Source organism: Micromonospora humidisoli, assembly GCF_016900955.1.
GTDB lineage: Bacteria > Actinomycetota > Actinomycetes > Mycobacteriales > Micromonosporaceae > Micromonospora > Micromonospora wenchangensis.
Map to the genome: position 1 here is coordinate 199335 of NZ_JAFEUO010000009.1, position 24151 is coordinate 223485.

Sequence of the window (24151 nt, forward strand, 5' to 3'; positions counted from 1 at the left end):
CGGTGTTGCCCAGCCGCGCCACTGGGTGTGGGTCTGACACCAAGGGTAATGTCGCTCACATTGCGAGACAATGTTTCACGATGAGATGCAGAAGCGTCGATGGGGTGGGTGGTGTCCCCGCTCAGAGGGTCAGGACGGCCTTGCCGACCTCGCCGGAGCGCAGCGCCGCCACCGCCTCGTTGATCTGCGTGAAGGGGAACCGGGTGATCAGGCGGTCCACCGGGAAGTTGCCGGCGGCGTGCAGGTCCAGCAGCTTGGGCAGGAACACCTGCGGCAGGCTGCTGCCGCCGATGATGCCGGTGATGCTGCGGCCGTTGAGCACGCTGCGCCACTCGAAGCTCATCTGCTCGCTCGGGCCGATCCCCACCACGCCGCACCGGCCGAGCGGGCCGAGCGACTCGACGGCGAGCCGCAGCACGTCCTCCCGGCCCGTGGTGTCGATCGCGACGTCGAAGCCGTGCGGAGCGATGGCGGTCAGCAGCTCGCGCGGGTCGCCCTCGGTGGAGTTCACCCCGTGGGTGGCGCCGAGCAGCCGGGCCGTGTCCAGCTTGCCGGTGTTGACGTCGACGGCGGCAACGACGGCGCAGCCGGCCGCCCGCGCGGCCAGGATCGCCGCCACGCCCACCGCGCCCGCGCCGAAGACCACCAGCGAGGAGCCGACCTCCGGGCGCAGCACGTTGAGCACCGCGCCGGCGCCGGTGCCGAAACCGCAGCCGAACGGTCCGACCACGCCCAGGTCGATCTCCTTGCTGATCGGCACCACCGCGCGGGCCGGGGCGACCACGTGACTGGCGAACGACGACTGGCCCAGGAAGTGGCCGTTGACCTGCTGCCCGTCGCGCGACAGCGCCGAGCTGCCGTCCGGCCGTCGGCCGCTGAAGTTGACCGCGTCGAACTGGCGGCAGTAGGCGGGGTTTCCGCCCCGGCACAGCGGGCAGTCGCCGCAGGAGGTGAAGCTCATCGCGACGTGGTCGCCCGGGGAGACGCCGGTGACCCGCTCGCCGACCTGCTCGACGACCCCGCTGCCCTCGTGGCCGAGCACCGCCGGGGTGGGGAAGAAGTTGGCGAACTCCAGGTCGGTGGCGCAGATCCCGACGCTGTGCACCCGGACCAGCACCTCGTCCGGCCCCGGGTCGGCGAGGTCGATCTGCTGGAGGGTGAACGGCCCTCCCGCGCTCTCCAGCACCGCCGCTGTGATCCGCACGCGCCCTCCTAGTGACTCATAAAGCGAGATTGCATCTTGACATGCGAAACGTGAAGGGTCAAGGATTCGCACATGGCTGACCTGGACATTCCCACCGCCCGCCAGCTCGTCGACGGCGACTGGACCCCCGCCGCCGACGGCGGTGAGCTGCCGGTGCTCGATCCCGCCACCCGGGAGCCCATCCAGTCGGTGGCCCGCGCCCGCGAGGTGGACGTCGACCACGCCGTCGCCGCCGCCCGCCGGGCCGCCCCCGGCTGGGCGGCCACCTCGCCCAGCGAGCGGGGCGCGATCCTTTCGCGCTGGGCCGCGCTGATCGGCGAGCACGTCGAGGAACTCGCCGCGTACGAGGCGCGTGACGTGGGCAAACCCCGCTCCGGCGGGCGGCTCAACATGTACATCACCCAGGGCATCGTCGACTACTTCGCCGGGGCCGCCGACAAGCTCACCGGGGTCACCCTGCCCACCCGTACGCCCGACTACTTCGGCTACACCCGGCCCGAGCCGTACGGCGTCTGCGCGGTGATCATCCCGTGGAACGTGCCGGCCGTGCTCACCGCCGCCAACGTCGCCCCGGCCCTGGCCGCCGGCAACACGGTGGTGCTGAAGCCGTCCGAGGTCGCGCCGTTGTCGCCGTTCGCGCTGGCCGAGCTGGGCCGCCGGGCCGGCCTGCCGCCGGGCGTGCTCAACGTGGTCACCGGCCTCGGTCCCGAGGCCGGGGTGGCGCTCACCGGGCACGCCGACATCGACCACATCAGCTTCGTCGGCTCGACGGTGACCGGCCGGTCCGTCATGCGCGCCGCCGCGCAGCACCTCGTCCCGGTCAAGCTGGAACTGGGCGGCAAGTCCCCGAACGTGGTCTTCGCCGATGCCGACCTGGACGCGGCGATCCCGGCGATCATCGCCTCGATCACCGAGAACGCCGGGCAGAACTGCTACGCCGGCTCCCGGCTGCTGGTCGAGGAGTCGATCCGGGCCGAGGTGGTCGAGCGGGTCGCCGCCGGCATGGCGGCCGTCCGGACCGGCCCATGGGACCAGGACCTGGACATGGGCCCCCTGGTCAGCCAGGCCCAGTACGAGCGGGTCCGGGGGTTCCTGGCCGAGGCCCCGGCCGCCGGGGCCCGGCTGGTCGTCGGCGGCGAGCCGGCCACCGCCGCGTTCGACGACGGCTGGTACGTCGCCCCCACCGTCTTCGACCAGGTCGACTCGGACATGCGGCTGGCCCGCGAGGAGATCTTCGGCCCGGTGCTGGCGGTGCAGGGGTTCCGGGGCGTCGACGAGGCGGTGGCGATGATGAACGACACCGACTTCGGTCTGCTGGCCTGCATCTGGACCACCGACGTGTCGCGCGCGCTGCGGGTGGCCGGGCAGGCCCGCGCCGGGCAGGTGGCGGTCAACCAGTTCCACGACGCCGGGGTGATCGGCTTCCCGTTCAACATGCAGAAGGAGAGCGGCTTCAGCCGGGGCGGCGGCTACGCGGCGCTGCGCGAGTACACCCAGGAGAAGGCCGTCGCGGTCCGGCTGCTCGACCGACCGTCGGCGTGAGCCGATCGGGTGAGCTGGCGGCGGCCCGCCCGCGGCTGGCCGTCGCCGCCGCGCCCCCACCTGCCGCGTTCGCCCAGTGGCTCGCCGAACTCGCGTTCGGCGGCGCCGGCTGGCCGGAACTGCTGGCTGCGGTGGCGCAGCGGACCGGCGCGGCCTGCCGGCTGGTCGCCGAGACGGGGGAACTGCTCGCCGACAGCGACGGCACGGGTGGTCCGGGGCGCGACGCCGCACCGGACGACGTCCGCCGCGCCCTGGCCGCCGGTCGGACCGGCGGGGCGGGGCCGCCGGGGGGCGTGCCGGCCACGGTCCGCTGCGCCGACGGGTGGACCGGCCGGGCGGTGGCGGTCGGCGCGGGACCCCGGCGGATCGGCGCGCTGCTGCTGGCCGAGCCGGTCTCGACCGGGCAGTGGGAGCTGGCGGCGGCGGCGACCACCGCGCTGCTGATCGAGGCGGTCCGGCACGAGTCGCCGCCGGCTGCCGTACGGGACGCTGCGACGGTGCTGCGGGCCCTGCGCGACGGCCCCGGCGGGCCGGCCGGAGCGGCGACGACGCCCTGGATGGGCGAGGCGGATCTGTTGCGGGCCGGTGCGGTGCACGGCTGGCGGCTGGACCAGCCGCACGCCGTCGCCGGGATCGCGTACACCGGGGAACAGCAGCGCCGTTGGGCGTCCGCGCTGAGCTGGCTGGACCGGCCGGTGCTGGCCGAGGGGCGGCTGGCCTGGACCCTGCTGCACGGTGACGTGGAGCGCGAGGTGACCCGGCTGCGGGCCCGGCTGGACCAGATCGTCGGCCCCGGGCAGGTCCGGGTGGTCGCCGGGGCGTTGGTGACCGGGCCGGCCCGGACGGCGGCCTCGTTCCGCGACGCGGACCGGCTGCTGCGGCTGCTGCTGCGTTCGTCGGACGAGCGGCCCGAGCTGCCGTTCGGGCAGGCCGGGCTGGCGCAGGTCCTGCTGGCGGTGCCGGACGAGCGGCTGCGCTGGTTCGTGCACCGGCACCTGGGGCCGATCGCCCACCGCGACGACCTGCTGCGCACCCTGGACTGCTGGTTGGCCACCGGGGGCAGCCGGCAGGCGGTCAGTGAACGGCTGCACCTGCACCGCAACTCGGTGGGCTACCGGGTCGGCCTGATCAAGCGGCTGCTGGGTGTGGATCCGCTCGACCCGCAGACGGTGGCGGTGCTGCGTACGGCGCTTGTCGCCAGGGAGTTGCTGGCCGCGTCCGAGGCCGGTTGATCCCCTGGTGGGTGGCCTGTGAACAGCCTGGACGCCCGCCTTCGTTAACCGTTCCGCCTCTTTTGCGGCAAGCCGTTGACACGCCGCCGCCCCGCAGGCAGAGTACGACCCCAAGCAGCGAGAATCACAATGCAAGACGCCATATTGACTGGTAGACCGTGGGGGAGGTTGCGATGCGGGCGATGGTCCAGACCGGTTTCGGCGGCGCCGAGGTGCTGAGCCTGCGGCACCTGCCCGATCCCGAGCCGGGCCCGGCCGACGTGGTCGTCCGGGTGCACGTCGCCGCCGTCAACCGCCTCGACCTGCTCCAGCGGCGCACCGCCCTGCTGCCCGGCTTCCAGCTGCCCCACATCGGCGGCATGGACGTCGCCGGCCAGGTCGACGCCGTCGGACCGCAGGTCACCACGGTACGCCCCGGCGACCGGGTGCTGATCGACCCGACGATCGGCTGCGGAGGCTGCGCCACCTGCAAGGACGGCCAACCGGGCTACTGCGCGACGCTGGCCGTGGTCGGCGGGAACCGCCCCGGCGGCTTCGCCGAGTACGTCACCGTCCCGGCCACCGTGGTGCACCGGGTGCCCGCCCACGTCGACCTCGCCGAGGCCGCCGCGCTGCCCACCGCGTGGAGCCTCGGCTGGCACGCCGTGCACCGCGTCGGCGCGGTCCGCCCCGGGGAGTGGGTGCTGGTGCAGGCCGCCACGAGCGCGGTCAGCATCGCCGCCGTCCAACTCGCCCGCCGGGCCGGCGCCCGGGTGCTCGCGGTGGCGCGTACCGAAGCCAAGCGGGCCGTCGCCGCCGATCTCGGCGCGGACGTGCTCGACCTCGACGAGCACACCGTCGAGCGGGTACGCGAGCACACCGACGGCCACGGCGTCGACCTGGTCGTCGACCACGTCGGCACCGCCACCTGGGCCACCTCGCTGGCCAGCCTGCGCACCGGCGGCCGGATCGTGCTGCTCGGCAACACCACGGGCGACCAGGTCAGTTTCTCCCTCTCCGACGTCTACCGGCGCGGTCTGCGGCTGCTCGGGGCGGGGGCGTACCGCCCGGCCGACTTCGCCGACATGCTCGACGCCTACTTCGCCGGCGGCCTGCGGGTGCTCCGGGGCGCGGAGTACCCGCTGACCGACCTGGCGCAGGCGTACGCCCGGCAGGAGTCCGGCGACCTCGTCGGCAAGATCCTCGTCCGGCCATGACCACCACCCCGACGGCGACCCCCGCCGACCCCCGCCCGGCGGACCTGCTGATCGTCGACGCCGAGATCGTCACCATGGCCCCCGACCGGGCGGTCGTCCCCGGCGGCACGATCGCCGTGGTCGACGGCCGGATCGCCGCGATCGGCCCGGCGGCGACCCTGCGCGCGGCGTACCCGGGCAGCCCCGAACTCGACGCCACCGGCTGCGTGGTCGTCCCCGGCCTGGTCAACGCCCACCAGCACACCACCGCCGACCCGCTGGTGCGCAGCAGCATCCCCGACGACGTCCCGGCCCAGCAGGCGATCTTCGACTGGATCGTGCCGCTGCACGGCGCGGTCACCGGCGACGACGACGAACTGTCGGCCACCCTCACCGCCGTCGAGTCGCTCAGCTACGGGGTCACCACCCTGCTGGAACCCGGCACGGTGGCGCACCCGCTGCGGGTCGCCGCCGGGCTGCGTACCGCCGGCATCCGGGCCCGGGTCGGCGGCTGGGGTTGGGACGCCGACGACGCGCCGTACGCCATGCCGGCCGCCGACACCCTCGCCGTGCAGGCCGACACCGTCGCCGCCCTGGCCGGCGACCCGCTGGTCACCGGCTGGATCACCCTGGTCGGGCACGACCTGGTCAGCGACGCGCTGTTCACCGGCGCGGCGGAGCTGGCCGACCGGCTCGACGTGGGCATGACCTGGCACCTGTCGCCCGGCCCCGAGGACGCCGCCGCCTACGCCGCCGCCGGCCGGGCCCGGCCGGTACGCCACCTGGCCGACCTCGGCGTGCTCGGCCCCCGGCTGCTGCTCGGCCACGCGGTGTGGCTCGACGACGCCGAGGTCGACGCGCTCGTCGGGACCGGCACCGCCGTCGCCTCCTGCCCGGGGGCCTACCTGCGGCTCGGCCAGGGCTTCACCCGGGCCGGCCGGCACACCGCCCTGCACCGGGCCGGCGGCCGGCTCGCGCTGGGCTGCGACTCGCACAACGCCGGGGACACCCCCGACCTGTGGCGGGCCGCCCGACTCTTCGCCGGCCTGGAGCGGGACCGGGGCGTCCCCGACCCGCTGCGCGCCGACGAGGTCTTCGCCCTGGCCACCGTCGACGGCGCCGCCGCCGTCGGGCTCGGGGCACTGACCGGCTCGATCGAGGTCGGCAAGGCCGCCGACCTGGTGCTGCTCGACACCCGGACCATCCCCTGGATTCCGCGCGGTGACCTGCCCACCCAGCTCGTCTGGGGCGCGGCCGGGCACACCGTCCGGGACGTCCTGGTCGACGGCCGGCTGGTGGTCCGCGACCGGCGGATCACCACCGTCGACGTCGACGCCCTGCGCGAGGAGGCCGCCCAGCGTCGGGCCGCCCTGCTGCGCCGGGTCGGCATCGACATCCCCCCTCGCTGGCCCAGCGTGCCAGCGACCGAGTTCTCCGCGCGCCGGTCCGTGCCGGGCGGCGCGCCGACCCCACGTGAAGGGAAAGCACCATGACAATGAGGATTGCTCGGGGTCCGGCGGCGCTGCTCGCCGGAGCGCTGGGATTCGCCCTGGTCGGTTGCGCGAGCAACGACGCGACCGCGCCGTCGGCGGGAGGGTCGGCCAGCAGCGGTACGGCCCCCGCCGGGCAGCCCGACGCCAACGGTGACGGCAAGGTCGTCATCGGCGTGCTCAGCCCCGGCGACATCAACGACAACGGCTACTACGAGAGCTTCGTCGTCGGTGCCGAGAAGTTCGCCACCGAGAAGGGCTGGCAGGTCATCAAGCGCGGCAACGTGCCGCCGACCGAGGCGCTCAGCGCCGCCCGCGCGCTGTGTCAGCAGGGCGTGGACATGGTGGCGCTCGGGGCCTCCGAGCTCAAGGACGCCATCCCGGCCTCCGAGGAGCCGGTCTGCGCCAAGACCTCCTGGTACGTGCCGTCGTCGGAGAACATCCCGCAGACGCCCCGGGTGACGCTGTCCAGCGACGACCCCAACCAGAGCATGCTCGCCGCCGGGTACGCCACCGGCCTGGTCATGCAGGAGAAGAACGCCACCAAGGCCGGCTTCGTCACCGGCATGGAGGCCGACTTCTCGGTCAACGCCGCCAAGGCGTACAAGGCCGGCATCCGGATGGTGGTGCCGAACGCGACCCTGGTGACCACCTACACCGGTGACTTCAACGACTCGGCGAAGGCCCGGGAGGCCGTCCAGGCGCAGATCAGCCAGGGCGTCAAGGTCGTCTACCCGTACCTGGGCGGGGCCACCGACGCCGCCGCCAAGCTGGCCAACACCGGCGGCGCGCTCACCCTGACCCCGGGCACCGACCGGTGCGACTCGACCGACCCGCGCTTCGACATCTCGGTCATCTTCGACCCGGGCGCGTACTTCGCCGCCGCGCTGGAGCTGTTCGCCAAGGGTGAGATGACCCTCGGCACCACCAAGAAGTGGGAGCTGGGCAAGGACCCGTACCCGGCCGTCAAGATCTGCAAGGCGACCCCGGAGCAGACCCAGAAGATGGACGCCTTCGTCGCCGACGTGGCCAGCGGCAAGACCGACACCGCCGCGACGGTCGCCAAGCTCGGCTCCTGACCCCCGCTGCCCGACGACCAACGAGGTGAAACGGACTGTGGACGTTGACGACCAGCTGACGCCGGCTCTCACCCTGCGCGGGGTCAGCAAGCGTTACGGTCCGGTCGTCGCCTGCGACGCCGTGGATCTCGCCGTACGACCCGGCGAGATCCACGGCCTGCTCGGCGAGAACGGGGCCGGAAAGTCGACCCTGATGAAGATCCTGCTCGGGTTGGTACACCGCGACGCCGGCACCATCACGCGCGGCACCGAACCGGTCGAGATCGACAGTCCGCAGGTCGCCGCCGACCTCGGCCTGGGCATGGTGCACCAGCACTTCAGCCTGATCGAACCGCTCACCGTCTGGGAGAACGTCATCCTCGGCGACACCGGGCGGATCGACCGGGCGGCGGCCTGCGCCCAGGTCGAGGAGGTGTCGCGCCGCTACGGGCTGCCCATCGACCCGAACGTGCGGGTCGACCGGCTCTCCGCCGGGGAACGGCAGCGGGTCGAACTGATCAAGTGCCTGCGCCGTGACCCGTCCATCCTGATCCTGGACGAGCCGACCTCGGTGCTCACCCAGGCCGAGTCGGCGGAGCTGTTCACCGTGCTGCGCCGGGTGGTGCAGGCGGAACGGCGGGCGGTCATCCTGATCAGCCACAAGCTCGCCGAGATCATGGCGGCCACCGACCGGGTGACCGTGCTGCGGCGCGGCGCGGTGGCGTTCCACGGCGCGACGAAGGACACCACCGCCCAGCAACTCGCCCGGCAGATGGTCGGCCGGGAGGTGTCGTTGCAGTCCGAGAGCGCGGCGCTGGGCCTGCTGCCCGTCGAACGTCCCGAACCGGTCGACGGCGTCACCACCGGTGCCGCCCCGGCGGCCGGCGACCCGGCAGCGCCGGAGCAGCCGGCGGCACTGCGGCTGCGCGAGGTGACCCTGCTCGTCGGCGGCCTGCCGGTGCTGGACAAGCTCAGCCTCGACGTCGCCCCCGGCGAGATCGTCGGCCTGTACGGCGTCGAGGGCAACGGCCAGGCCACCGTCGGTGAGCTGCTGTCCGGGCTGCTCGTCCCCGACTCCGGCACCGTCGAGCTCGACGGCCGGCCGGTCGACCTGGTGCGGCCCGGCGCGCTGCACACCGCCGGGCTCGGCATCGTGCCCGAGGACCGGCACCACTCCGGCGTGGTGCTCGACATGAGCGTCGCCGAGAACCTGGTGATGAAGTCCCTCGCCGGGGTCAGCTCACGCGGGGTGCTCAGCCGGCGGCGGATGCACCGGATCGCCCAGCGGCAGATGGTCGAGTTCAACATCGTGGCCCCCTCGCCGGACACCCCGCTGCGCAGCCTCTCCGGCGGCAACCAGCAGCGGGTGGTGCTGGCCCGGGAACTGTCCGCCGGGCCGAAGGCGCTGGTCGCCGCCCAACCGACCCACGGGCTGGACGTCGGCGCGATCGAAGACATGTACGTGCGGCTGCGGCAGGCCGCCGCGGAAGGGGTGGCGGTGTTGCTGATCTCCACGGAACTGGAGGAGGTGATGGCCCTGGCCAACCGGATCGCGGTGATCTCCTCCGGCCGGATCGTCGGGGTGCTCCCCACCGCCGAGGCCACCGCCGAGCGGCTCGGCATGCTGGTCGGCGGGGTGAGTCACTGATGGCCACCCTCGGTATCGACGGCACCGGCCAGCGGCTGCTGCGTCGGCTCAACCCCGGCCCCGGTGGCTGGCAGGTCGGCCTCGCCACCGTCGCCACGATCGGCGTCGCGCTCGGCCTGTCCGCCCTGCTGATCGCGGTCACCGGCGGCTCACCGACCGCCTCCACCAAGGCCCTCTACCAGGGCAGCATGGCGTCCCCGGCGGCCTGGTCCACCTCCCTGCTGTACGTCGCGCCGCTGCTGCTGGTCGCCGTCGGGGCGTGCGTCAGCGCCCGCTCCGGCTTCTTCAACATCGGCCAGGAGGGGCAGGTGCTGATCGGCGCGCTCGCCGGCGCGTGGGTCGGCCTGCGGCTGGCCGTACCCGGACCGCTGCTGCTGGTCCTGGTGCTGCTCGCCTCGGTGGTCGGTGCCGGCGTCTGGGCCGGGCTCAGTGCCCTGATGTACCGGTTCCGGGGCGTCAACGTCGTGGTCAGCACGATGCTGATGACGTTCCTCGCCCAGCAGCTCATCTCGTTCGCGGTGAACACCCCGTGGCTGCTCCAGGAGTCCCGGCTGGGCCGGGGCACACTGTCCCCGCAGTCCAACCCGGTGCCGGAGAACGCCCGGCTCACCTCCCTCGGCGAATACCCGAACCTCCAGCTCAACGGCGGTCTGGTGCTGGCCGTCGTGGTGGCGGTGGTGCTGGCGCTGGTGATGGCGCGTACCCGCTGGGGTTTCCGGTTGAAGATGGTCGGTCTCAACCCGGCGGCGGCCCGGCACGCCGGGGTGCGGGTCGGCGCCCTGGGCGGCATCGCCCTGGCGATCTCCGGGGCGCTGGCCGGCCTGGCCGGGGCGCTGCTGCTGACCAGCCCGGTCGGCACCAACCGGTTGCAGCCGGGGATGTCGCTCAACATCGGCTGGGACGGCCTGCTGGTCGCCCTGGTCGCCCGGAACAATCCGCTGCTGGCCATCCCGGTGGCGGTGCTGTTCGGCGTGCTGCGGGCCGGCGGCAGCTTCCTGGCCGCCACCGGCGTGCCGTCGTTCCTGGTCGACGTGGTCAAGGCGCTGCTGGTGCTGGCGTTCGTCGCACCGCCGGTGGTGATCGGCATGCTGCGCCGACGCCGCCTGGCCGACCAGCCGTCGACCCCTACCTCCACCCCCACGGCACCGACCGCCGCCGCTGCCACCCCGGCGACTCCGGTCGCCACCACCCCGACGGCTCCGGTGGCCGCTGCCGCGTCGACCGACCCGGCCTCCGGGTCGTCCCCGGTAGACCCGGTTGCCGGGTCGGACCCGGCCGGATCGGCGGCGTCGGTGCCCGGACCCCGGGCCGCCGCGTCGCCACCGGCGGACCCCGGCGACGCCGGGACCGCCGGCACCAAGGACGCCATGGAAGGCAGGTTGGCATGAGCGCCGCCGACAACATCGCCACCATCCTCTCCAGCGGGGCCCGGCTCACCGTGCCCCTGGCCTTCGCCGCCTGCGGGGAGTACGTCGCCCAGCGCGCCGGCACCCTCAACATCTCCGTCGAGGCGATGATGCTCGGCGCGGCGTTCGGCTCGATCGCGGTCGCCAGCGCCACCGGCAGCGCCACCGTCGGCCTGGTGGCCGGCGCGCTGGTCGGCGTGGCGGTGGCGTTCGTGCACGGCGTCCTGTCACACCGGGTGCAGATCAACACGTTCGTCGTCGGCCTGGTGCTCAACGCGCTGGTGCTCGGCCTGACCAGCTACCTGATCACGGTGAGCACCTTCACCGGCCACCAGGTCTGGCAGGTGGACGTCCCGGTGCTGCGGGACATCCCGATCATCGGCCCGATGCTGTTCGTGCAACGCTGGCCGGTGTATCTGCTGCTGGCGGTGGTCCCGCTGACCTGGTGGCTGGTGGAACGCAGCCGGTGGGGGCTGGAACTGCGGGCGGTGGGGGAGAACCCGCAGGCCGCCGACGTCAGCGGGATCGAGGTCAACAAGCGACGGCGGCAGGCGCTGCTGTGGTGCGGGCTGCTCGCCGGGCTCGGCGGGGCGTACCTGGCCGTCGGCGAGGTGGGGTCGTTCAACCAGAACATGACCGCCGGCCGGGGCTACCTGGTCATCGCGGCGGTCATCTTCGGGGCCTGGCGGCTCGGCCGGACCCTGGTCGGCTGTGTCGTCTTCGGCCTGGCCGACGCGATGCGGCTGGCGCTGCCGGCGCTCGGGGTCACCATGAACTCGCAGCTGCTGATCGCCGCGCCCTACCTGCTGGCCCTGCTGGCGATGCTGGTGTTCGCCACCACGCACCGTGAACCCCGGGCCCTGGCCCAACCGTTCCAACGCGGCACCACCTGACGGGGCGTTCCACTCAGGTCCGTCCAGACGGCGCAGCCGCCACCTCCCGGTCCCCGGAGGTGGCGGCTGCGCCGTCGTAGGTCCGCGAGACGGTAGCCTGCACCTGGCAGAGCCATCAGGTCCGGAGGCAAGGTACGCGCGGTGGGTACCGGTTACGAACCGATGACTCTGGCGCTGTTGGCCACTCACCTCGTCTCCGCGGACACCGACCGGACCCGCTGGAAACTGGTGTGGGAGTTCCTGGAGGAATACCGGTGGGAGCCGCCGACCACCAGGGTGGGGCTGTTGCAGGATGAGCCCGGGCCGACCGGGGATGCCCGGTGGGACGCGCTGCTCGCGGCGCTCGCGGAGCACCTGCTCGCCCAGGTGGACCTCGCCCCGCCGGACTGGGCCGAGACGCGGGTGCTGCGCCGGGCCTGGTTTCCGGCCGAGTTGGCCATCCACCGCGCCGACGCCCTGGCCTGGGCACCTGCCGCGTTCCGGAAGCACGGGGTATACCTGTCGGTCCACGATCTGGCCGCCGCATGACCGGGTCCGACGGCGTCCTGATGGGGCGCGCGAAGTTGGAGCGTGCGTAGCTGATCGAATGGCCTCCACCGGAGTAGCCGTTGGTGCCGTGGTCGCTCATCGCCTTCGCCGATATAGCGGTATCGAAGCGCCGTCGACACCGCAACATCGGCGACACTGAGTCGATCACGTCCACGAGGGTTATGTGGTGGCGGGGCGGTCGGTAGCGTTGGTGTGACGGCGGCCGGTGGGCCGGTGGCGCATCCCGCACTGACGAGGAGGTCGGGGTGGATTCCTTGCCGGAGTTGACGTTCGGGCAGCGGTTGAAGGTCTACCGGGAACGCTCCGGAAAAACCCGCGCGGTACTCGGTGGGCTGGTCGGCCGGAGTGCCGAGTGGGTCAAGGCGGTGGAGACCGACCGCATCCTGCCGCCGCGCATTCACATGCTGGACCGGATCGCTCGTGCCCTCAAGATCGACGTCTCCGTCCTCGCTGGCGAATTGGGCAACCGGTCAGCGGTTGTCAACGGCCCGGAGCATCCGGCACTGGCATCGGTGCGGGACGCGGTGAACCGCTTCGCGATCCTCCGGGACGCTCCGGCCGAGTCGTTGCCCAGCCTGCGGGAGCGGCTCGCGGTGGCGTGGCGGGCCCGTCATCAGGCATCGGATCACCGAACGGTGCTTGGCGCGTTGCTGCCCGGGCTGTTGCGGGACGTGCAGCATGCCGCCCTGGCGTACGAGGGCGCGGAGCGGCGACAGGCACAGGCGTTGTTGGCCGAGACGCTCGGGCTGGTACAGATGTTCCTTGCCTACCAGCCCGCAGCCGAGTTGATCTGGCGGGTGGCGGATCGGGCGATGGTGGCGGCGCAGGAGTCGGGCGAGCCCGAGGCCCTCGCCCGCGCCGGATGGTTCCTGGGGCAGGTGCACCGGGACACCGGCGACTGGGACACCGCGATGGCGGTGACGCTGGACGTGCTGTCGGCTCTGGAATCCCGGGCGGCCGAAGGGGAGGCAGGGCTCCTCGCCCTGTGGGGAGCGCTGAACTTCGAGGCCGCCTACACCGCTGCTCGGGCGGGGGAGGAGGGCCGGGCGTGGCGGTACTGGGATCGCGCGGACCGGGTCGCGCAGCGCCTGCCACAGGGCTTCTACCAGCCGCAGACGTCGTTCTCCCGGGTCATCATGGGTGCTCATGCGGTGACCGTGGCGGTGGAGTTGCAGAAGTCCGGCGAGGCGGTACGACAGGCACGCCGGCACGAGGCGGCGGCGATTCCGTCGAGGCCGCGTCGGGCGCGGCACCTCATCGAGGCCGCGCGGGCGCACCACGGGAAGGGCGACAAGGACGCGGCCGTGGCGATGCTCCGGCAGGCTTACGAGTCAGCGCCGGAGACGATCCGCTTCAACGGGTACGCCCGTCAGATCACCCTGGACCTGCTCGATGGTCCACGGTCCACCCTAGACGAGGCCCGTGACCTCGCGGTGAAGGTCGGGCTCATCCCGTAAACCGGGGGTAGGAACCCTACCCGCTCCCCGCCGTGACCTTGCGTAGCTTCTCCGGCACGGGATGTGGCGGGTGGTGCGGCTTCGCCTGCTCGCCACGTCTCCCGCACGGGGGCGGACCGTCCCTGTGACCCGGGCGCGGCAGTGGTGAACTCTCGGTACACCGTCGCGCCCTTGCGGAAGGGGACGCAGGTGGGCGACGAAGAACGTGATCCGGGTGCGAGCCGGGGTGAGCGGATTCAGGCGGTCGAGCGGGAGGCGGCGCGGCGGCGGCTGCTCGCGCAGGCCGAGGCGGACCGGATTCCGGTGGAGGAGACGACGCGGGCGGTGCCGGATCGGCGGTGGCGTCGTGGAGGGCGGTGAGCTGTTGCCGGTCGGTCGGCGGGTGGCGCACTGGCGGGGGCGGCGTGGGTTGTCGCAGCAGGTGTTCGCCGACCGGTTGGGTAAGTCGAAGAGCTGGGTGGACAAGGTCGAGCGGGGTGTCCGGACCCTGGACAAGGTGTCCACGCTCCAGGACATTGCCGCTGTCCTGCGCATCGACCCGGGTGTGCTGCTCGGCCGGGACCTCCAGGCAGCGGACGTGTCCGGTCCGGTCGAGGGGGTCGCGCAGATCCGGGAAGCCCTGTCGACGTACGACGTCGCGGTGGGAAGGCCGTCAGCGCCGGGCCGGGTCGTGCCGGCGGATCGTCTGGGGCGGGACGCCGCCCACGCCTGGGTCGCCTTCCAGCATGCCCGCCATCCGCAGGTGGCCGGGATGCTCCCGGGGTTGGTGGGTGGAGCGCAGCGGGCCCGTGCCGGTGATCCGGTCGGGGGCGGGCCGGTGCTGGTGGAGGTGTACCGGCTAGCCGCAGCGCTGCTGGTCAAGCTCGGCGAGGCGGATCTGGCGTGGTTGGCCGCCGATCGGGCGATGACCGCCGCGGCCGGTGAGGCAGTGTCGGTGGCCGCGGTGACCGTGCAGCTCAGTCAGGTGTTGCGGGCATCGGGGCGGGCACGGGTGGCCCGGTCGACGGCGCTGGCCGCCGCCTACCGGATCGCCCCGCCCGACCCCGGCGCTGCGTCCGCCCCGGAGTTGTCGCTGTGCGGGACGCTCGTCGTGCAGGCGGCGTTGGCCGCGGCCCGCGACGGCGACGACCGCGCCACGGCCACGTTCCTCGACGAGGCCGCCGACATGGCCGCCCAGGTCGGCGACGGCCACGACCACCACCGGACCGGATTCGGACCGGCAGCGGTGGATCTGGCCCGGGTCACCGCCGCCCTCGACCTGGGCGACGCCGGGGAGGCGGTGGCCTGGCACGAGAAGACCGGCACCCGCGATGCCTTTCGGTGGCTACCCGCCGAACACCGGGCCGCGCACCTGCTCGACGCCGCCTGCGCCTACCTGCACACCGGCGACCCGGCCAACGCCGGCCGCGCCCTGCTCGCCGCCGAGCGCACCGCCCCCTGCGAGGTACGCCACCGGCCCGCCGCCCGCGTGATTCTCGCCCACCTGGCCCACGCCCCCCCACGCCCCCACCACGATCATCCAGCTCGCCGCAGCCCTCGGGGTGACCTGAGCATGACCGCGCCATTCCTGTCCCTGGCCCAGATCCGCAACCGACTGACCCTCCAGACCCGTCGGGCCCAGCGATCCGGCGCCGACGGCCGCTGCCCCCTCTGCGGTGCCGACGGCGACGTCAGGGGCGACGGCGCAGGGTCGGGTCGGTCAGGGCCGGTACCCGGTAGCCGGCGTCGGCCGGGTTGACGTCGTGGCCCGGCTGGACCAGCGCGTCGATCCGGTCCAGCACGTCGGCCGGCAACCCGGCCGGCTCCCCGGCGGGCAGTTGGCTGCGCAGCTGGGCGAGGGTACGCGGGCCGATGATGGCGCTGGTGACCGCCGGGTGGCTCAGCACGAACCCGAGCGCCAGGTCGATCAGCGTCAGGCCGCTCTCGTCGGCGAGCGTGGCCAGCTCGTCGACCAGTGCGAGCTTGCGGTCCCGGGCGGCGGCGTCGCGGAAGTCGAAGTGGTCGCCGTTGCGCCCGGCGCGGGAGTCCGCCGGTACGGCAGTCGACCGGTACTTGCCGGTCAGCCAGCCGCCGTTGAGCGGGCTGAACACCAGCACGCCGAGCCGGTACCGGGCGCTGGTGGGCAGGGCGGCGGCCTCGACGCCCCGGGTGAGGACCGAGTAGCCGAGCTGTTCGACGGTGAAGCGTTCCCGCTGCCGGCGTTCGGCCACCCACTGCGCCTCGACGAGCTGCTCGGCGGGGAACGCCGAGGTGCCGATCATCCGGACCTTGCCCTCCCGGACCAGGTCGGTCAGCGCGCCGAGGGTCTCGTCGACGTCGGTGAGCGGGTCGGGGCGGTGCACCTGGTAGAGGTCGATCCAGTCGGTGCCGAGCCGGCGTAGGCTGCCGTCGACCGCCTGCCGGATCCAGCGGCGGGAGTTGCCCCGGCGGTTGCGGTCGTCGCCCATCGGCTCGTGGAACTTGGTGGCCAGCACCACGTCGTCGCGCCGGCCGCGCAGCGCCCGGCCGAGGATCTCCTCGGACTCGCCGTGGGCGTACACGTCGGCGGTGTCGACCAGGTTGATCCCGGCGTCGAGCGCCTCGGCGACGATCCGGTGGCACTCCTGCTCGTCGGTGTTGCCCCAGGCGCCGAACATCATGGTGCCCAGGCAGAGGGTGCTCACCTCGACCCCCGTCCCACCCAGTCTGCGGTACTGCATGATCCGATCGTCCTCCCGTACGGCGGTGTGCCCCCACGCTGGCACGGCGGCGGGCCGGCGGCACCGTCCCGGCGCGTCGAAGCGGACCCGTCGGCTTTGTGTCCCCGGCACATCGTCCCCGCCGGCACCGAGTGAATAGGCTGGTGGACGCGATAGTGATGGACATTTCGGTACGGTGGAGGTAACAGTGGCGACCGGCCTGACCCAAGCCCGATGGACGCATGTGGCGTTGCCTACCGGCGACCTCGACAAGGCGATCTCGTTCTACACCACGCTCACCCCGCTGGTGGTCGTGGAGCGGTTCGCCGACGCCGACGGCGAGAGCGTCTGGCTCTCCAACGACAAGCAGGTCGAGACCCCGTTCGTGCTGGTGCTCGTCTCCTTCAACAAGGACAAGGGCGGCCAGCTCGGCCTGCTGCACCCGTTCGCGCACATCGGCATCGAGGTGCCGCAGCGGTCGGACGTCGACGAGATCGCCGGGCGGGCCCGCGAGCTGGGTTGCCTGCACTGGGAGCCGCGGCAGATGCCGCCGCCGGTCGGCTACATCTGCGCGCTGAAGGACCCCGACGGCAACGTCATCGAGATCTCCCACGACCAGCAGGTCTTCGACACCGTGCGGCGTCGGTGGGGGAGCTGACCGCAGCGTCCACCCGCGCCGCCGTGCAGCGGTACCTGGCGGCGTTGAACGCCCACGACGCCGACGCCGTCGCCGGCTGCGTCAGCGTCGACTTCGTCAACGAGCACACCGCCGCCCTCGGCCGCACGGTGGTCGGCCGGGCCCGCTACCGGGCCCGGCTCGACGGCTTCCTGGCCGAGTTCGTCGACCTGCGTTACGAGGTCGAGGAACTGCTCGTCGACGCCGACCGGGCGGCGGTGGCGTACCGGATGTCGTTCCGGCTGGCCTCGGCCGGCCGGGCCCCGGTGCGCATCCGTGGCGTGTTCCGGTTCCGGGTCGACGCCGACGGCCTGATCGCCCACCGGGTCGACTACTGGGACAGCGGCGAGGTGCACCGCCAGCTCGCGGGGGCACCCGAACCGCCGCCCGTCCCCGGTTCGGGGGCGGGCGGCCCGGCGTAGCCGGTTTCCGGATCCGGCGTGCGGTGGTGTCCGTGTCGCCGGATCCGGCCCGTGCTCGGTAGAGTTCGCCTTTCGGTGGACGGCGAGTGCGAGGTGGCGCGGTGACGGGCGGAGTCGACGAGTCGGCAGGTGACGCGCCGGCGATCCAGACCGTGCAGCGGGCCGCCACCATCCTCCAGGCGTTCTCCGTGGAGCGGCCCCGGCTCACCCTGGCCGAGCTGACCGCCGACCTGGCCGTCAGCCGGGCCACCGCCCACCGGTACGCCCGCGCGCTGCGGGCGGCCAACCTGCTGCGCTTCGACACGGCCACCGCCACCTACACGCTGGGTCCGCAGGTGCTGGCGATGGAGGCCGCCGCCCGCGCGGCGCTGCCCATCGTCACCGCCGCCGAACCGCACCTGGACCGGCTCACCCGGCTGACCAACCAGACCTCGGTGCTCAGCGTGTGGAACGGTGAGGCGCCCACGGTGGTCCGCTGCATGGACAACACCAGCGGCGACGTGCGGCTCAGTGTGCGCACCGGCTCGCCGTTGGATCTGTTGCGCTCGGCGCAGGGTCGGGTCTTCTGCGCCTACCTGTCGGCCGCCGAGGCGCCCGCGGTGGCCCGCCAGCTGCGGCTGTCGGCGGGCCTGCGGGCCGTCGTCGAGCAGGTCCGCCGGGACGGCTACGCGGCCAACTCGCCCGAGGATTTCGGGGTACGCGTGCTGGCCGCGCCGGTGTTCGAGCGGACCCAGGTGGTGGCCGCGCTGGCCGTGCTGGGCACCAGCACGGCGCTGTCCGGCGCGGTGGAGGCCGCGGCGGCGGACAGCCTGCGGCTGGTGGCCCGGGAGTTGTCCGAGGCGCTCGGCGCGGGCTGACCCCGACCGCCGGCCCGGTGACCCGACCGGCGTGCCGCAGTCGGGCTGCGGTGGCAGATCAGCGGCTGCCGTTGCCGGCCGGGGGGTGCTGGCCGTTGCCGTTACCGGGCAGGTGGTGGCCGTTGCCGCCGCTGCCCAGTTCGGCGGTGACCAGGGCGGCGACGCGTTGCAGGGCGATGGCGAGCGGGCTGTCGGTGCCCTCGGGGACCGAGGTGGTGGTGCCGACGATGGCCATCGCGGCGATCAGGGTGCTGCCCCGGAAGATCGGCGCGGCGATGCTGCGGACCCCGTTGGCCGAGGGCGTGTTGGCCGAGATGCCGGTCCGTCGGATCTTCTCGACCTCCCGGCGCAGCTCGGCGGAGGCGGCGATCTCGTCGGCCAGCCCCGGCACGTCGGCCTCGGGGAGGAAGGCGCAGAACACCCGGCCCTGGGCGGATTCGGTGCGGGACAGCCGGGAGCCGGTCCGGACGCTGACCCGGATCACCCGGTCGGTGTTGTCGTCGGCGCGGACCACCACGGCGGTGTCGCCGTCCCAGACGCTGAGCACGACCGTCTCGTCGATCTCGCGGACCAGTTGCTGCATGCGCGGGCCGGCGATGCTGATCACCGGCATCGCCGCGCGGGCGGCGGCGGAGAGGGTCAGGATCTGCGGGCCGAGGGAGTAAAGTCCCTCCCGCTCGTCGTAGCGCAGCAGGTTGCTCTCCCGCAGCGCCTTGGTGTAGCGGTGCGCGGTGGCCTTGCTGGTGCCGAGGCTGGCGGTGAGTTCGTTGAGGCTCAGGCGCGGGCGGGCCGCGGTGAACGCATTGAGGATGACCGCCGCGCGCTGCACGGTCTGGATCGCCGGTGAGCTGGGGTCAGCGCTCTTGACCGGCGAAGGGGCATCGTCCGCCATCTGGATTCCTTTGTGCGCAGAGTGAGACAGTATCATGGCATATGACACGTCAGCCTGTCGATGCCTGCTGGTGGCGCACCGCGATGTCGGCGTACAACCGGGCGAAACGCACCAGTTCCGACAGGGCGTACCGGTCCCGTCGCGGGTCGGCCGGATCGGGCGGTAACGCCGGCGGACCCAGCCGTACGGTGGGCACCCCCCGGGCGCGCAGCACCACCCCGTCGGTCGACCCGGTCCACCCGCGCAGCGGCGCCGGTGGCCGGCCGTACGCGGCGAGCCAGGCGTCGCCGGCGTGCCGGCAGATCGGCGCGGTGGGCGGGGTGGCCGCGGACGGGTGGGCCGGATGTCCGGCCACGGCCAGCCCGCAGTCGGCCAGCGGGGTGTTGCGCAGCCGCCGGGTCAGGGTGGCCCGCAGCGCGTCGGTGATCTGCCGCGGATCGTCGCCGGGCACCGTGGTCAGGTAGAGGTGCAGGTCCAGCACCCCGGGCAGCAGGTCGGGCTTGCCCGCCTGGCCGGCGCGGACCGCCCCCAGGCCCAGTTCCGCCCCGACCTGGGCGTCCGGGTCGGCCCGCTGGGCCAGGTGGGCCCGGCGGAACTCCTCCAGCGCCTCGACCACCACGCCGAGGTGGGCGAGCAGCCCGCCGGGGGGCGTGGCGGTGTCCCGAAACAGCGCCGGGTGGAACCCGCTGAACAGGCGTACCCGCAGGAACATCGCCCCCGGTTCGGCGGTGAGGATGCCCGGTGGGCTGGTCTTGGCCACGATCGCGGCGGCCGGCCGTGGCCGCCCGCGCAGGTGGTGCAGGACCCCGCCGGTGGTGGGGGCCGGCGCGACGCCGTCCTCCGGGCCGGCGGTGGGGTCGTCGCGGTGGGTGCCGGTGGCGGCGAGCAGCAGGGTCAGCCGGTGTGGCCGGCCGGCGGCCCGCAGGGTCTCGGCAGCGGCGGCGTAGCCGACCAGGGCGGCGGCGGCCGCGGCCCGCGCCACCCCGAGGCCGAAGCCGCTGACCACCTCGTTGGCCGGGCCGGACAGTTCCAGCGCGGGGGCGGGGGTGCGCCGGCCGGTGATCGGGGCGTCGAAGTCGTTCCCGCCGGTCAGCGAGGTGTCCAGGTGCGAGTAGATCAACAGCTCGGGGTGGTCGCCCAGGTCGGTGCCGCCGACCAGGTTGGCGCTGTCGGGCGTGGTCGGGGTGCGCTCCAGCGGGTCGACCTGCCAGGACAGCTCCGGCCAGCGGGTGGCGGCCCAGTCGGCGACCCGCAGCGCGGTGGCCCGCTCCCGGCCGTACGGGCTGGGCTGGGCGGTGAGCGCGGCCAGGGCGTCGACCAGGGTGGCCTCGTCGACCGCCCGCGCGGCGGCGTGGCGCAGGGGCGCCGGTACCTCGTCGTCCATCCGCTCCCTCTCGCCAGCGTGACTTCATTCAAGATGACGTCTCGTATGTTGACATACTCTGGGCCGGGTCTCTAGCGTGGCCTGACACCAAACGACATCGCCCCGCATCCGGCGACGTCGCGGAACGGGCCCGGCACCCGGATCGGCTGCCCGTCCGGACCTGCCGCTGCGGCGCGGATGCGGCCGGCCGACCGAACCGCAGGAGGACCGATGACCTACGTGGTCACCGACGAATGTGTGGACGTACAGGATCGGTCCTGCGTCGAGGAATGCCCGGTGGACTGCATCTACGAGGGCGACCGGATGATGTACATCAACCCGGACGAGTGCGTCGACTGCGGGCGCTGCGAGCCGGTCTGCCCGGTCACCTCGATCTTCCACCTCGACGACCTGCCCGCCGACCGCGCCCGGTTCGGGCCGATCAACGCCGAGTTCTTCACCGAGATCGGCACCCCGGGCGGCGCCCGCAAGATCGGCCGGGTCGGCCACGACCACCCGGCCATCGTGGAAAGCGCCGGCTGATGACCGAGCGGCACGAGGTCGACCTCGCGATCATCGGCGCCGGCCCGGCCGGCCTCTACGCCACCTACTACGCCGGCTTCCGCGGGATGAGCGTGGCGGTGATCGACTCGCTGCCCGAGGCCGGCGGGCAGATCGCCGCCCTCTACCCCGAGAAGGCGATCTACGACATCGCCGGGCTGCCCGCCGTCCGGGGCCAGGAACTCGTCGACGCCCTGCTCACCCAGGCCGCCACCGCCAAGCCGACGTTCCTGCTCGGGCAGAGCGCCATCGAGCTGACCTGCGCCGAGGACCACGTGCTCATCGGCACCGACAGCGGCACCCAGGTCCGGGCGGCGGCCGTGCTGCTGACCGCCGGCATCGGCACCTTCACCCCCCGGGAGCTGCCCGTCGGCAGCGACCACCTCGGCCGGGGCCTGCGCTACTTCGTCCCCCGGCTGGAGGAACTCGCCGGGCAGGACGTCGTCGTGGTCGGCGGTGGCGACTCTGCCGTCGACTGGGCGCTGGCCCTGGAGCCGTACGCCAGCAGCGTCACCCTGGTGCACCGGCGACCGCAGTTCCGCGCCCACGAACGCAGCGTCACCCAGCTGCACGAGTCGACCGTGCGGGTGCTCACCCCGTACGAGGTCAGCGGGATCGACGGGGAACAGCACGTCGAGGCGGTGCGGATCGCCGAGGTACGCGGCGAGGGCCGGCAGACCCTGCCCGCCCAGGCGGTGGTCGCCGCGCTCGGCTTCATCGCCGACCTGAGCGCGATGGAACGCTGGGGGCTGGAGATGCGTCGCCGCTACGTCGCCGTGGACCGGTCGATGCGGACCAACCTGCCCCGGGTCTTCGCCGCCGGCGACATCACCGACTACGACGGCAAGGTCCGGCTGATCTCGGTCGGCTTCGGTGAGGCCGCCGCCGCCGTCAACAACCTGGCCCCACTGGTCAACCCGGCGCTCGGCACCGTACCCGGCCACTCCTCGGACGCGGTATGACGGCCCCCGCGCCCACCGACGCGCACCTCGTCGTCACCCGGTACGGGCTGGGCCGGATCACCGGCGACGACGTCGAACTGCTCGACCTGCCCACCCCGGACGTGGCCGCCCTGCTGCGCGCCGGCCGGGGGTTCGCCCCCGCCGCCGAGGCCCGGGTCCGCCGCCGGCTACCGCTGGAGACCCTCGTCGGCGACCTGCGCCCGCCGCTGGCCGGGACCCGCGCGGTGTGGGGCGTCGGGCTGAACTACCACTGCAAGGCCCGCACCACCGGCCGGGCCCTGCCCACCCAGCCGGTGCTCTACCTGAAATCGCCGAGCGCCGGCTCCGGCCCCGGGGACACCGTGCCGCTGCCCGGCTCGGTGAGCAGCCAGCCCGACTACGAGGGCGAGGTCGCCCTGGTCGTCGGCGCCCGGATGCACCACACCCCGGCCGGGCAGGTCTGGGCGCACCTCGCCGCGATCACCGCCGCCAACGACCTGACCGCCCGGGACGTGATGGCCGCCACGGGCAACCCCACCCTGGCCAAGAGCTTCCCCGGGTTCGGCGCCCTGGGCGCCTCGGTGCTCGGCCTGGGCGCGGTCGCCGACCGCGACGCCATCGGCGTCCGCACCACGGTCAACGGCGAGCTGCGCCAGCAGGCCAGCACCGCCGACCTGATCTTCCCGGTGCCCGACCTGCTCGCCTGGATCACCAGGTACGTGGTGCTGGAGCCCGGTGACGTGGTGCTCACCGGCACCCCGACCGGCACCGGCCAGGACCGGGGTTGCTTCCTGCGCCCCGGTGACCAGGTGGAGGTGACCGTCGCCGGGGTGCTGCCCCTGCGTACCCGGTTCGGTGCCGAGAGCCCGGACCACCCCGCGCCGGCCGCCGTCGACGCGTCGACCCACTCGCTTCGCACAGAGAGCCCGATGTCATGAGTGAGAATTCCGAGCGGTACGACCTGGTGCTGGCCGGTGGCCAGGTGTTCGACGGTCAGACCGGAGCCAGCCAGGTCGCCGACGTCGCGGTGACCGGCGACCGGGTGGCCCGGATCGCGCCCGGCCTCGCCGCCGCCGCCGACCGGGTGGTCGACTGCGCCGGGCAGTACGTGCTGCCCGGCCTGGTCGAGGCGCACACCCACATCTTCGCCGAGGTCTCCAAGGTCGGGGCCCCGCCGGACGAGGCGCACCTGCACCGGGGCGTCGTCGCCGCCTGCGACGCCGGCACCGTCGGCGCGTCCACCTTCGCCGCGTTCGAGAAGTACGTCGCCGAGCCGGCCCGGATGCGGCTGGTGAACTTCCTCAACGTCTCGGTCCTCGGCCTGATCGACTTCCGGTTCGGTGAGCTGATCAACCCGGGCACGCTGGTCCCCGAGGACGCCCTGGCGGTGGCCGAGGCGAACCCGCACCGGGTGCGTGGGTTCAAGATCCGGCTCTCCGAGGACGTCGTCGGGCTGGACTGGCGTCCGCTGCTCAAGCGTTCCCTGGCGCTCGCCGCCGAGGCCGGCCTGCCGCTGATGATCCACATCGGGGAGACGCCGGAGCCGCTGCCGGTGATCCTGCCCCTGCTGCGCCCCGGCGACGTGGTGGCGCACTGCTACACCGGCAAGCCGTACGGCATCCTCAACGACGGCACCGTGCTGCCCGAGGTGTACGCCGCCCGCGAGCGCGGGGTGCTGTTCGAATCCGCCCACGGCAAGAGCAACCTCAGCTTCGCCGTCGCCCGTCCGGCGATCGAGCAGGGTTTCCTGCCCGACGTGGTCACCTCCGACACCAGCGCCCGCAACTGGCGCGGCCCGGTGTTCGACCTGGTCACCAGCATGGCCAAGCTGCGCGCGATGGGGATGACGCTGGAGCAGCTGGTGCCCCGGGTGACGACCGCGCCGGCCCGGCTGACCGGCCTGGACGCCGAGGGCTACGGCACCCTGGTCGAGGGCGGCCCGGCCCACGTCACCGTGCTGGCCGAGGCCGAGGAGGCGGTGCTCCCCGACGCCGCCGGCAACACGATCACCGCACCCCGGCTGGAGCCGAGCGTGGTGCTGCTCGGCGGCGAGCAGGTGCCGACCGTGCCGTGGCGCGGGCTGCCCGCCACCGGGGCGTGAGGCCCT

Annotated in this window: 23 protein-coding genes; 19 read left to right on the forward strand and 4 right to left on the reverse strand. The window is 73.6% G+C overall.

Going from position 1 to position 24151, the window contains the following annotated elements:
* Positions 1-121: 121 nt before the first annotated feature.
* Entirely contained in the window at positions 122-1204 is a 1083-nt protein-coding gene (locus tag JQN84_RS28150; RefSeq protein WP_204961590.1) for an NAD(P)-dependent alcohol dehydrogenase, read from the reverse strand.
* A 72-nt stretch (positions 1205-1276) separates the two neighbouring features.
* Between JQN84_RS28150 and JQN84_RS28155 the strand changes: the two genes are divergently transcribed.
* The 12 genes from JQN84_RS28155 to JQN84_RS28205 all read left to right on the forward strand — a co-directional run bounded on the left by JQN84_RS28155 (position 1277) and on the right by JQN84_RS28205 (position 15392).
* Positions 1277-2746 (forward strand): aldehyde dehydrogenase family protein, encoded by a 1470-nt coding sequence (locus JQN84_RS28155; RefSeq protein WP_204961591.1) that lies wholly within the window; start codon positions 1277-1279, stop codon positions 2744-2746.
* Positions 2743-3978, forward strand: a complete 1236-nt coding sequence (locus JQN84_RS32440; RefSeq protein ID WP_204961592.1) for a PucR family transcriptional regulator — start codon at positions 2743-2745, stop codon at positions 3976-3978. Before JQN84_RS28155 ends, JQN84_RS32440 begins: the two co-directional genes overlap by 4 nt.
* Before the next feature lie 173 nt (positions 3979-4151).
* Positions 4152-5174: a zinc-binding dehydrogenase gene (locus tag JQN84_RS28165; RefSeq protein ID WP_204961593.1), complete on the forward strand. Its 1023-nt coding sequence runs from the start codon at positions 4152-4154 to the stop codon at positions 5172-5174.
* Positions 5171-6646 carry an amidohydrolase family protein gene (locus JQN84_RS28170; protein ID WP_204961594.1) on the forward strand — a complete coding sequence of 492 codons (1476 nt, stop codon included), beginning with the start codon at positions 5171-5173 and terminating at the stop codon, positions 6644-6646. Before JQN84_RS28165 ends, JQN84_RS28170 begins: the two co-directional genes overlap by 4 nt.
* 2 nt (positions 6647-6648) lie before the next feature.
* Entirely contained in the window at positions 6649-7722 is a 1074-nt protein-coding gene (locus tag JQN84_RS28175; protein ID WP_204961595.1) for a BMP family ABC transporter substrate-binding protein, read from the forward strand.
* Positions 7723-7759: 37 nt separating this feature from the next.
* Entirely contained in the window at positions 7760-9349 is a 1590-nt protein-coding gene (locus JQN84_RS28180; protein WP_281896505.1) for an ABC transporter ATP-binding protein, read from the forward strand.
* On the forward strand, positions 9349-10737 hold the full coding sequence (locus tag JQN84_RS28185; protein WP_204961596.1) for an ABC transporter permease: 1389 nt from the start codon (positions 9349-9351) through the stop codon (positions 10735-10737). The genes JQN84_RS28180 and JQN84_RS28185 overlap by 1 nt, the downstream gene beginning before the upstream one ends.
* Entirely contained in the window at positions 10734-11648 is a 915-nt protein-coding gene (locus JQN84_RS28190; protein ID WP_204961597.1) for an ABC transporter permease, read from the forward strand. The genes JQN84_RS28185 and JQN84_RS28190 overlap by 4 nt, the downstream gene beginning before the upstream one ends.
* A 141-nt stretch (positions 11649-11789) precedes the next feature.
* Positions 11790-12176 carry a hypothetical protein gene (locus tag JQN84_RS28195; RefSeq protein WP_204961598.1) on the forward strand — a complete coding sequence of 129 codons (387 nt, stop codon included), beginning with the start codon at positions 11790-11792 and terminating at the stop codon, positions 12174-12176.
* 266 nt (positions 12177-12442) lie between these two features.
* Positions 12443-13654, forward strand: coding sequence for a helix-turn-helix domain-containing protein (locus JQN84_RS28200; protein ID WP_204961599.1), 1212 nt, complete (start codon positions 12443-12445; stop codon positions 13652-13654).
* A gap of 189 nt (positions 13655-13843) precedes the next feature.
* Complete coding sequence (locus tag JQN84_RS31750) at positions 13844-14014, forward strand: hypothetical protein (RefSeq protein ID WP_239486329.1); 171 nt, start codon at positions 13844-13846, stop codon at positions 14012-14014.
* A complete protein-coding gene (locus JQN84_RS28205; RefSeq protein WP_307821462.1) occupies positions 14001-15392 on the forward strand; it encodes a helix-turn-helix domain-containing protein in 1392 nt (463 codons plus the stop codon). The genes JQN84_RS31750 and JQN84_RS28205 overlap by 14 nt, the downstream gene beginning before the upstream one ends.
* Here the strand turns inward: JQN84_RS28205 and JQN84_RS28210 are convergent.
* On the reverse strand, positions 15325-16353 hold the full coding sequence (locus JQN84_RS28210) for an aldo/keto reductase (RefSeq protein WP_204961600.1): 1029 nt from the start codon (positions 16351-16353) through the stop codon (positions 15325-15327). The two genes, JQN84_RS28205 and JQN84_RS28210, sit on opposite strands and share 68 nt — an antisense overlap.
* A 223-nt stretch (positions 16354-16576) precedes the next feature.
* Here JQN84_RS28210 and JQN84_RS28215 point away from each other — a divergent pair, with 223 nt between their 5' ends.
* The 3 genes from JQN84_RS28215 (at position 16577) to JQN84_RS32445 (ending at position 18287) form a co-directional block, all read left to right on the forward strand.
* Complete coding sequence (locus JQN84_RS28215) at positions 16577-16990, forward strand: VOC family protein (RefSeq protein WP_240762839.1); 414 nt, start codon at positions 16577-16579, stop codon at positions 16988-16990.
* Positions 16978-17430: a nuclear transport factor 2 family protein gene (locus JQN84_RS28220; protein WP_281896519.1), complete on the forward strand. Its 453-nt coding sequence runs from the start codon at positions 16978-16980 to the stop codon at positions 17428-17430. The genes JQN84_RS28215 and JQN84_RS28220 overlap by 13 nt, the downstream gene beginning before the upstream one ends.
* A 101-nt stretch (positions 17431-17531) precedes the next feature.
* On the forward strand, positions 17532-18287 hold the full coding sequence (locus JQN84_RS32445; protein ID WP_204961601.1) for an IclR family transcriptional regulator: 756 nt from the start codon (positions 17532-17534) through the stop codon (positions 18285-18287).
* 58 nt (positions 18288-18345) lie between these two features.
* On the opposite strand, the gene JQN84_RS28230 is transcribed toward JQN84_RS32445, so the two are convergent.
* Together JQN84_RS28230 and JQN84_RS28235 are read right to left on the reverse strand one after the other, a co-directional pair.
* A complete protein-coding gene (locus JQN84_RS28230; RefSeq protein ID WP_204961602.1) occupies positions 18346-19179 on the reverse strand; it encodes an IclR family transcriptional regulator in 834 nt (277 codons plus the stop codon).
* Between the two features lie 49 nt (positions 19180-19228).
* On the reverse strand, positions 19229-20563 hold the full coding sequence (locus JQN84_RS28235; RefSeq protein ID WP_204961603.1) for a hypothetical protein: 1335 nt from the start codon (positions 20561-20563) through the stop codon (positions 19229-19231).
* Positions 20564-20773: 210 nt separating this feature from the next.
* Between JQN84_RS28235 and fdxA the strand changes: the two genes are divergently transcribed.
* The 4 genes from fdxA to JQN84_RS28255 are packed head-to-tail and all read left to right on the forward strand — an operon-like array spanning position 20774 to position 24145.
* The gene (fdxA, locus tag JQN84_RS28240) at positions 20774-21085 is read left to right on the forward strand and encodes a ferredoxin (protein ID WP_204961604.1); all 312 of its coding nucleotides are present in this window, start codon (positions 20774-20776) and stop codon (positions 21083-21085) included.
* On the forward strand, positions 21085-22065 hold the full coding sequence (locus tag JQN84_RS28245; RefSeq protein WP_204961605.1) for an NAD(P)/FAD-dependent oxidoreductase: 981 nt from the start codon (positions 21085-21087) through the stop codon (positions 22063-22065). Before fdxA ends, JQN84_RS28245 begins: the two co-directional genes overlap by 1 nt.
* Positions 22062-22982, forward strand: a complete 921-nt coding sequence (locus JQN84_RS28250; protein WP_204961606.1) for a fumarylacetoacetate hydrolase family protein — start codon at positions 22062-22064, stop codon at positions 22980-22982. Before JQN84_RS28245 ends, JQN84_RS28250 begins: the two co-directional genes overlap by 4 nt.
* Positions 22979-24145, forward strand: a complete 1167-nt coding sequence (locus tag JQN84_RS28255; RefSeq protein WP_204961607.1) for a hypothetical protein — start codon at positions 22979-22981, stop codon at positions 24143-24145. The genes JQN84_RS28250 and JQN84_RS28255 overlap by 4 nt, the downstream gene beginning before the upstream one ends.
* Positions 24146-24151: the final 6 nt, after the last annotated feature.

Bases quoted from the DNA above. Each gene is read 5' to 3' on its own strand.
- JQN84_RS28155 (WP_204961591.1), top strand. From the start codon at position 1,277: ATGGCTGACCTGGACATTCCCACCGCCCGCCAGCTCGTCGACGGCGAC.
- JQN84_RS28165 (WP_204961593.1), top strand. From the start codon at position 4,152: ATGCGGGCGATGGTCCAGACCGGTTTCGGCGGCGCCGAGGTGCTGAGC.
- JQN84_RS28170 (WP_204961594.1), top strand. From the start codon at position 5,171: ATGACCACCACCCCGACGGCGACCCCCGCCGACCCCCGCCCGGCGGAC.
- JQN84_RS28175 (WP_204961595.1), top strand. From the start codon at position 6,649: ATGAGGATTGCTCGGGGTCCGGCGGCGCTGCTCGCCGGAGCGCTGGGA.
- JQN84_RS28185 (WP_204961596.1), top strand. From the start codon at position 9,349: ATGGCCACCCTCGGTATCGACGGCACCGGCCAGCGGCTGCTGCGTCGG.
- JQN84_RS28190 (WP_204961597.1), top strand. From the start codon at position 10,734: ATGAGCGCCGCCGACAACATCGCCACCATCCTCTCCAGCGGGGCCCGG.
- JQN84_RS28210 (WP_204961600.1), bottom strand. From the start codon at position 16,353: ATGCAGTACCGCAGACTGGGTGGGACGGGGGTCGAGGTGAGCACCCTC.
- JQN84_RS28230 (WP_204961602.1), bottom strand. From the start codon at position 19,179: ATGGCGGACGATGCCCCTTCGCCGGTCAAGAGCGCTGACCCCAGCTCA.
- JQN84_RS28235 (WP_204961603.1), bottom strand. From the start codon at position 20,563: ATGGACGACGAGGTACCGGCGCCCCTGCGCCACGCCGCCGCGCGGGCG.
- fdxA (WP_204961604.1), top strand. From the start codon at position 20,774: ATGACCTACGTGGTCACCGACGAATGTGTGGACGTACAGGATCGGTCC.
- JQN84_RS28245 (WP_204961605.1), top strand. From the start codon at position 21,085: ATGACCGAGCGGCACGAGGTCGACCTCGCGATCATCGGCGCCGGCCCG.
- JQN84_RS28250 (WP_204961606.1), top strand. From the start codon at position 22,062: ATGACGGCCCCCGCGCCCACCGACGCGCACCTCGTCGTCACCCGGTAC.
- JQN84_RS28255 (WP_204961607.1), top strand. From the start codon at position 22,979: ATGAGTGAGAATTCCGAGCGGTACGACCTGGTGCTGGCCGGTGGCCAG.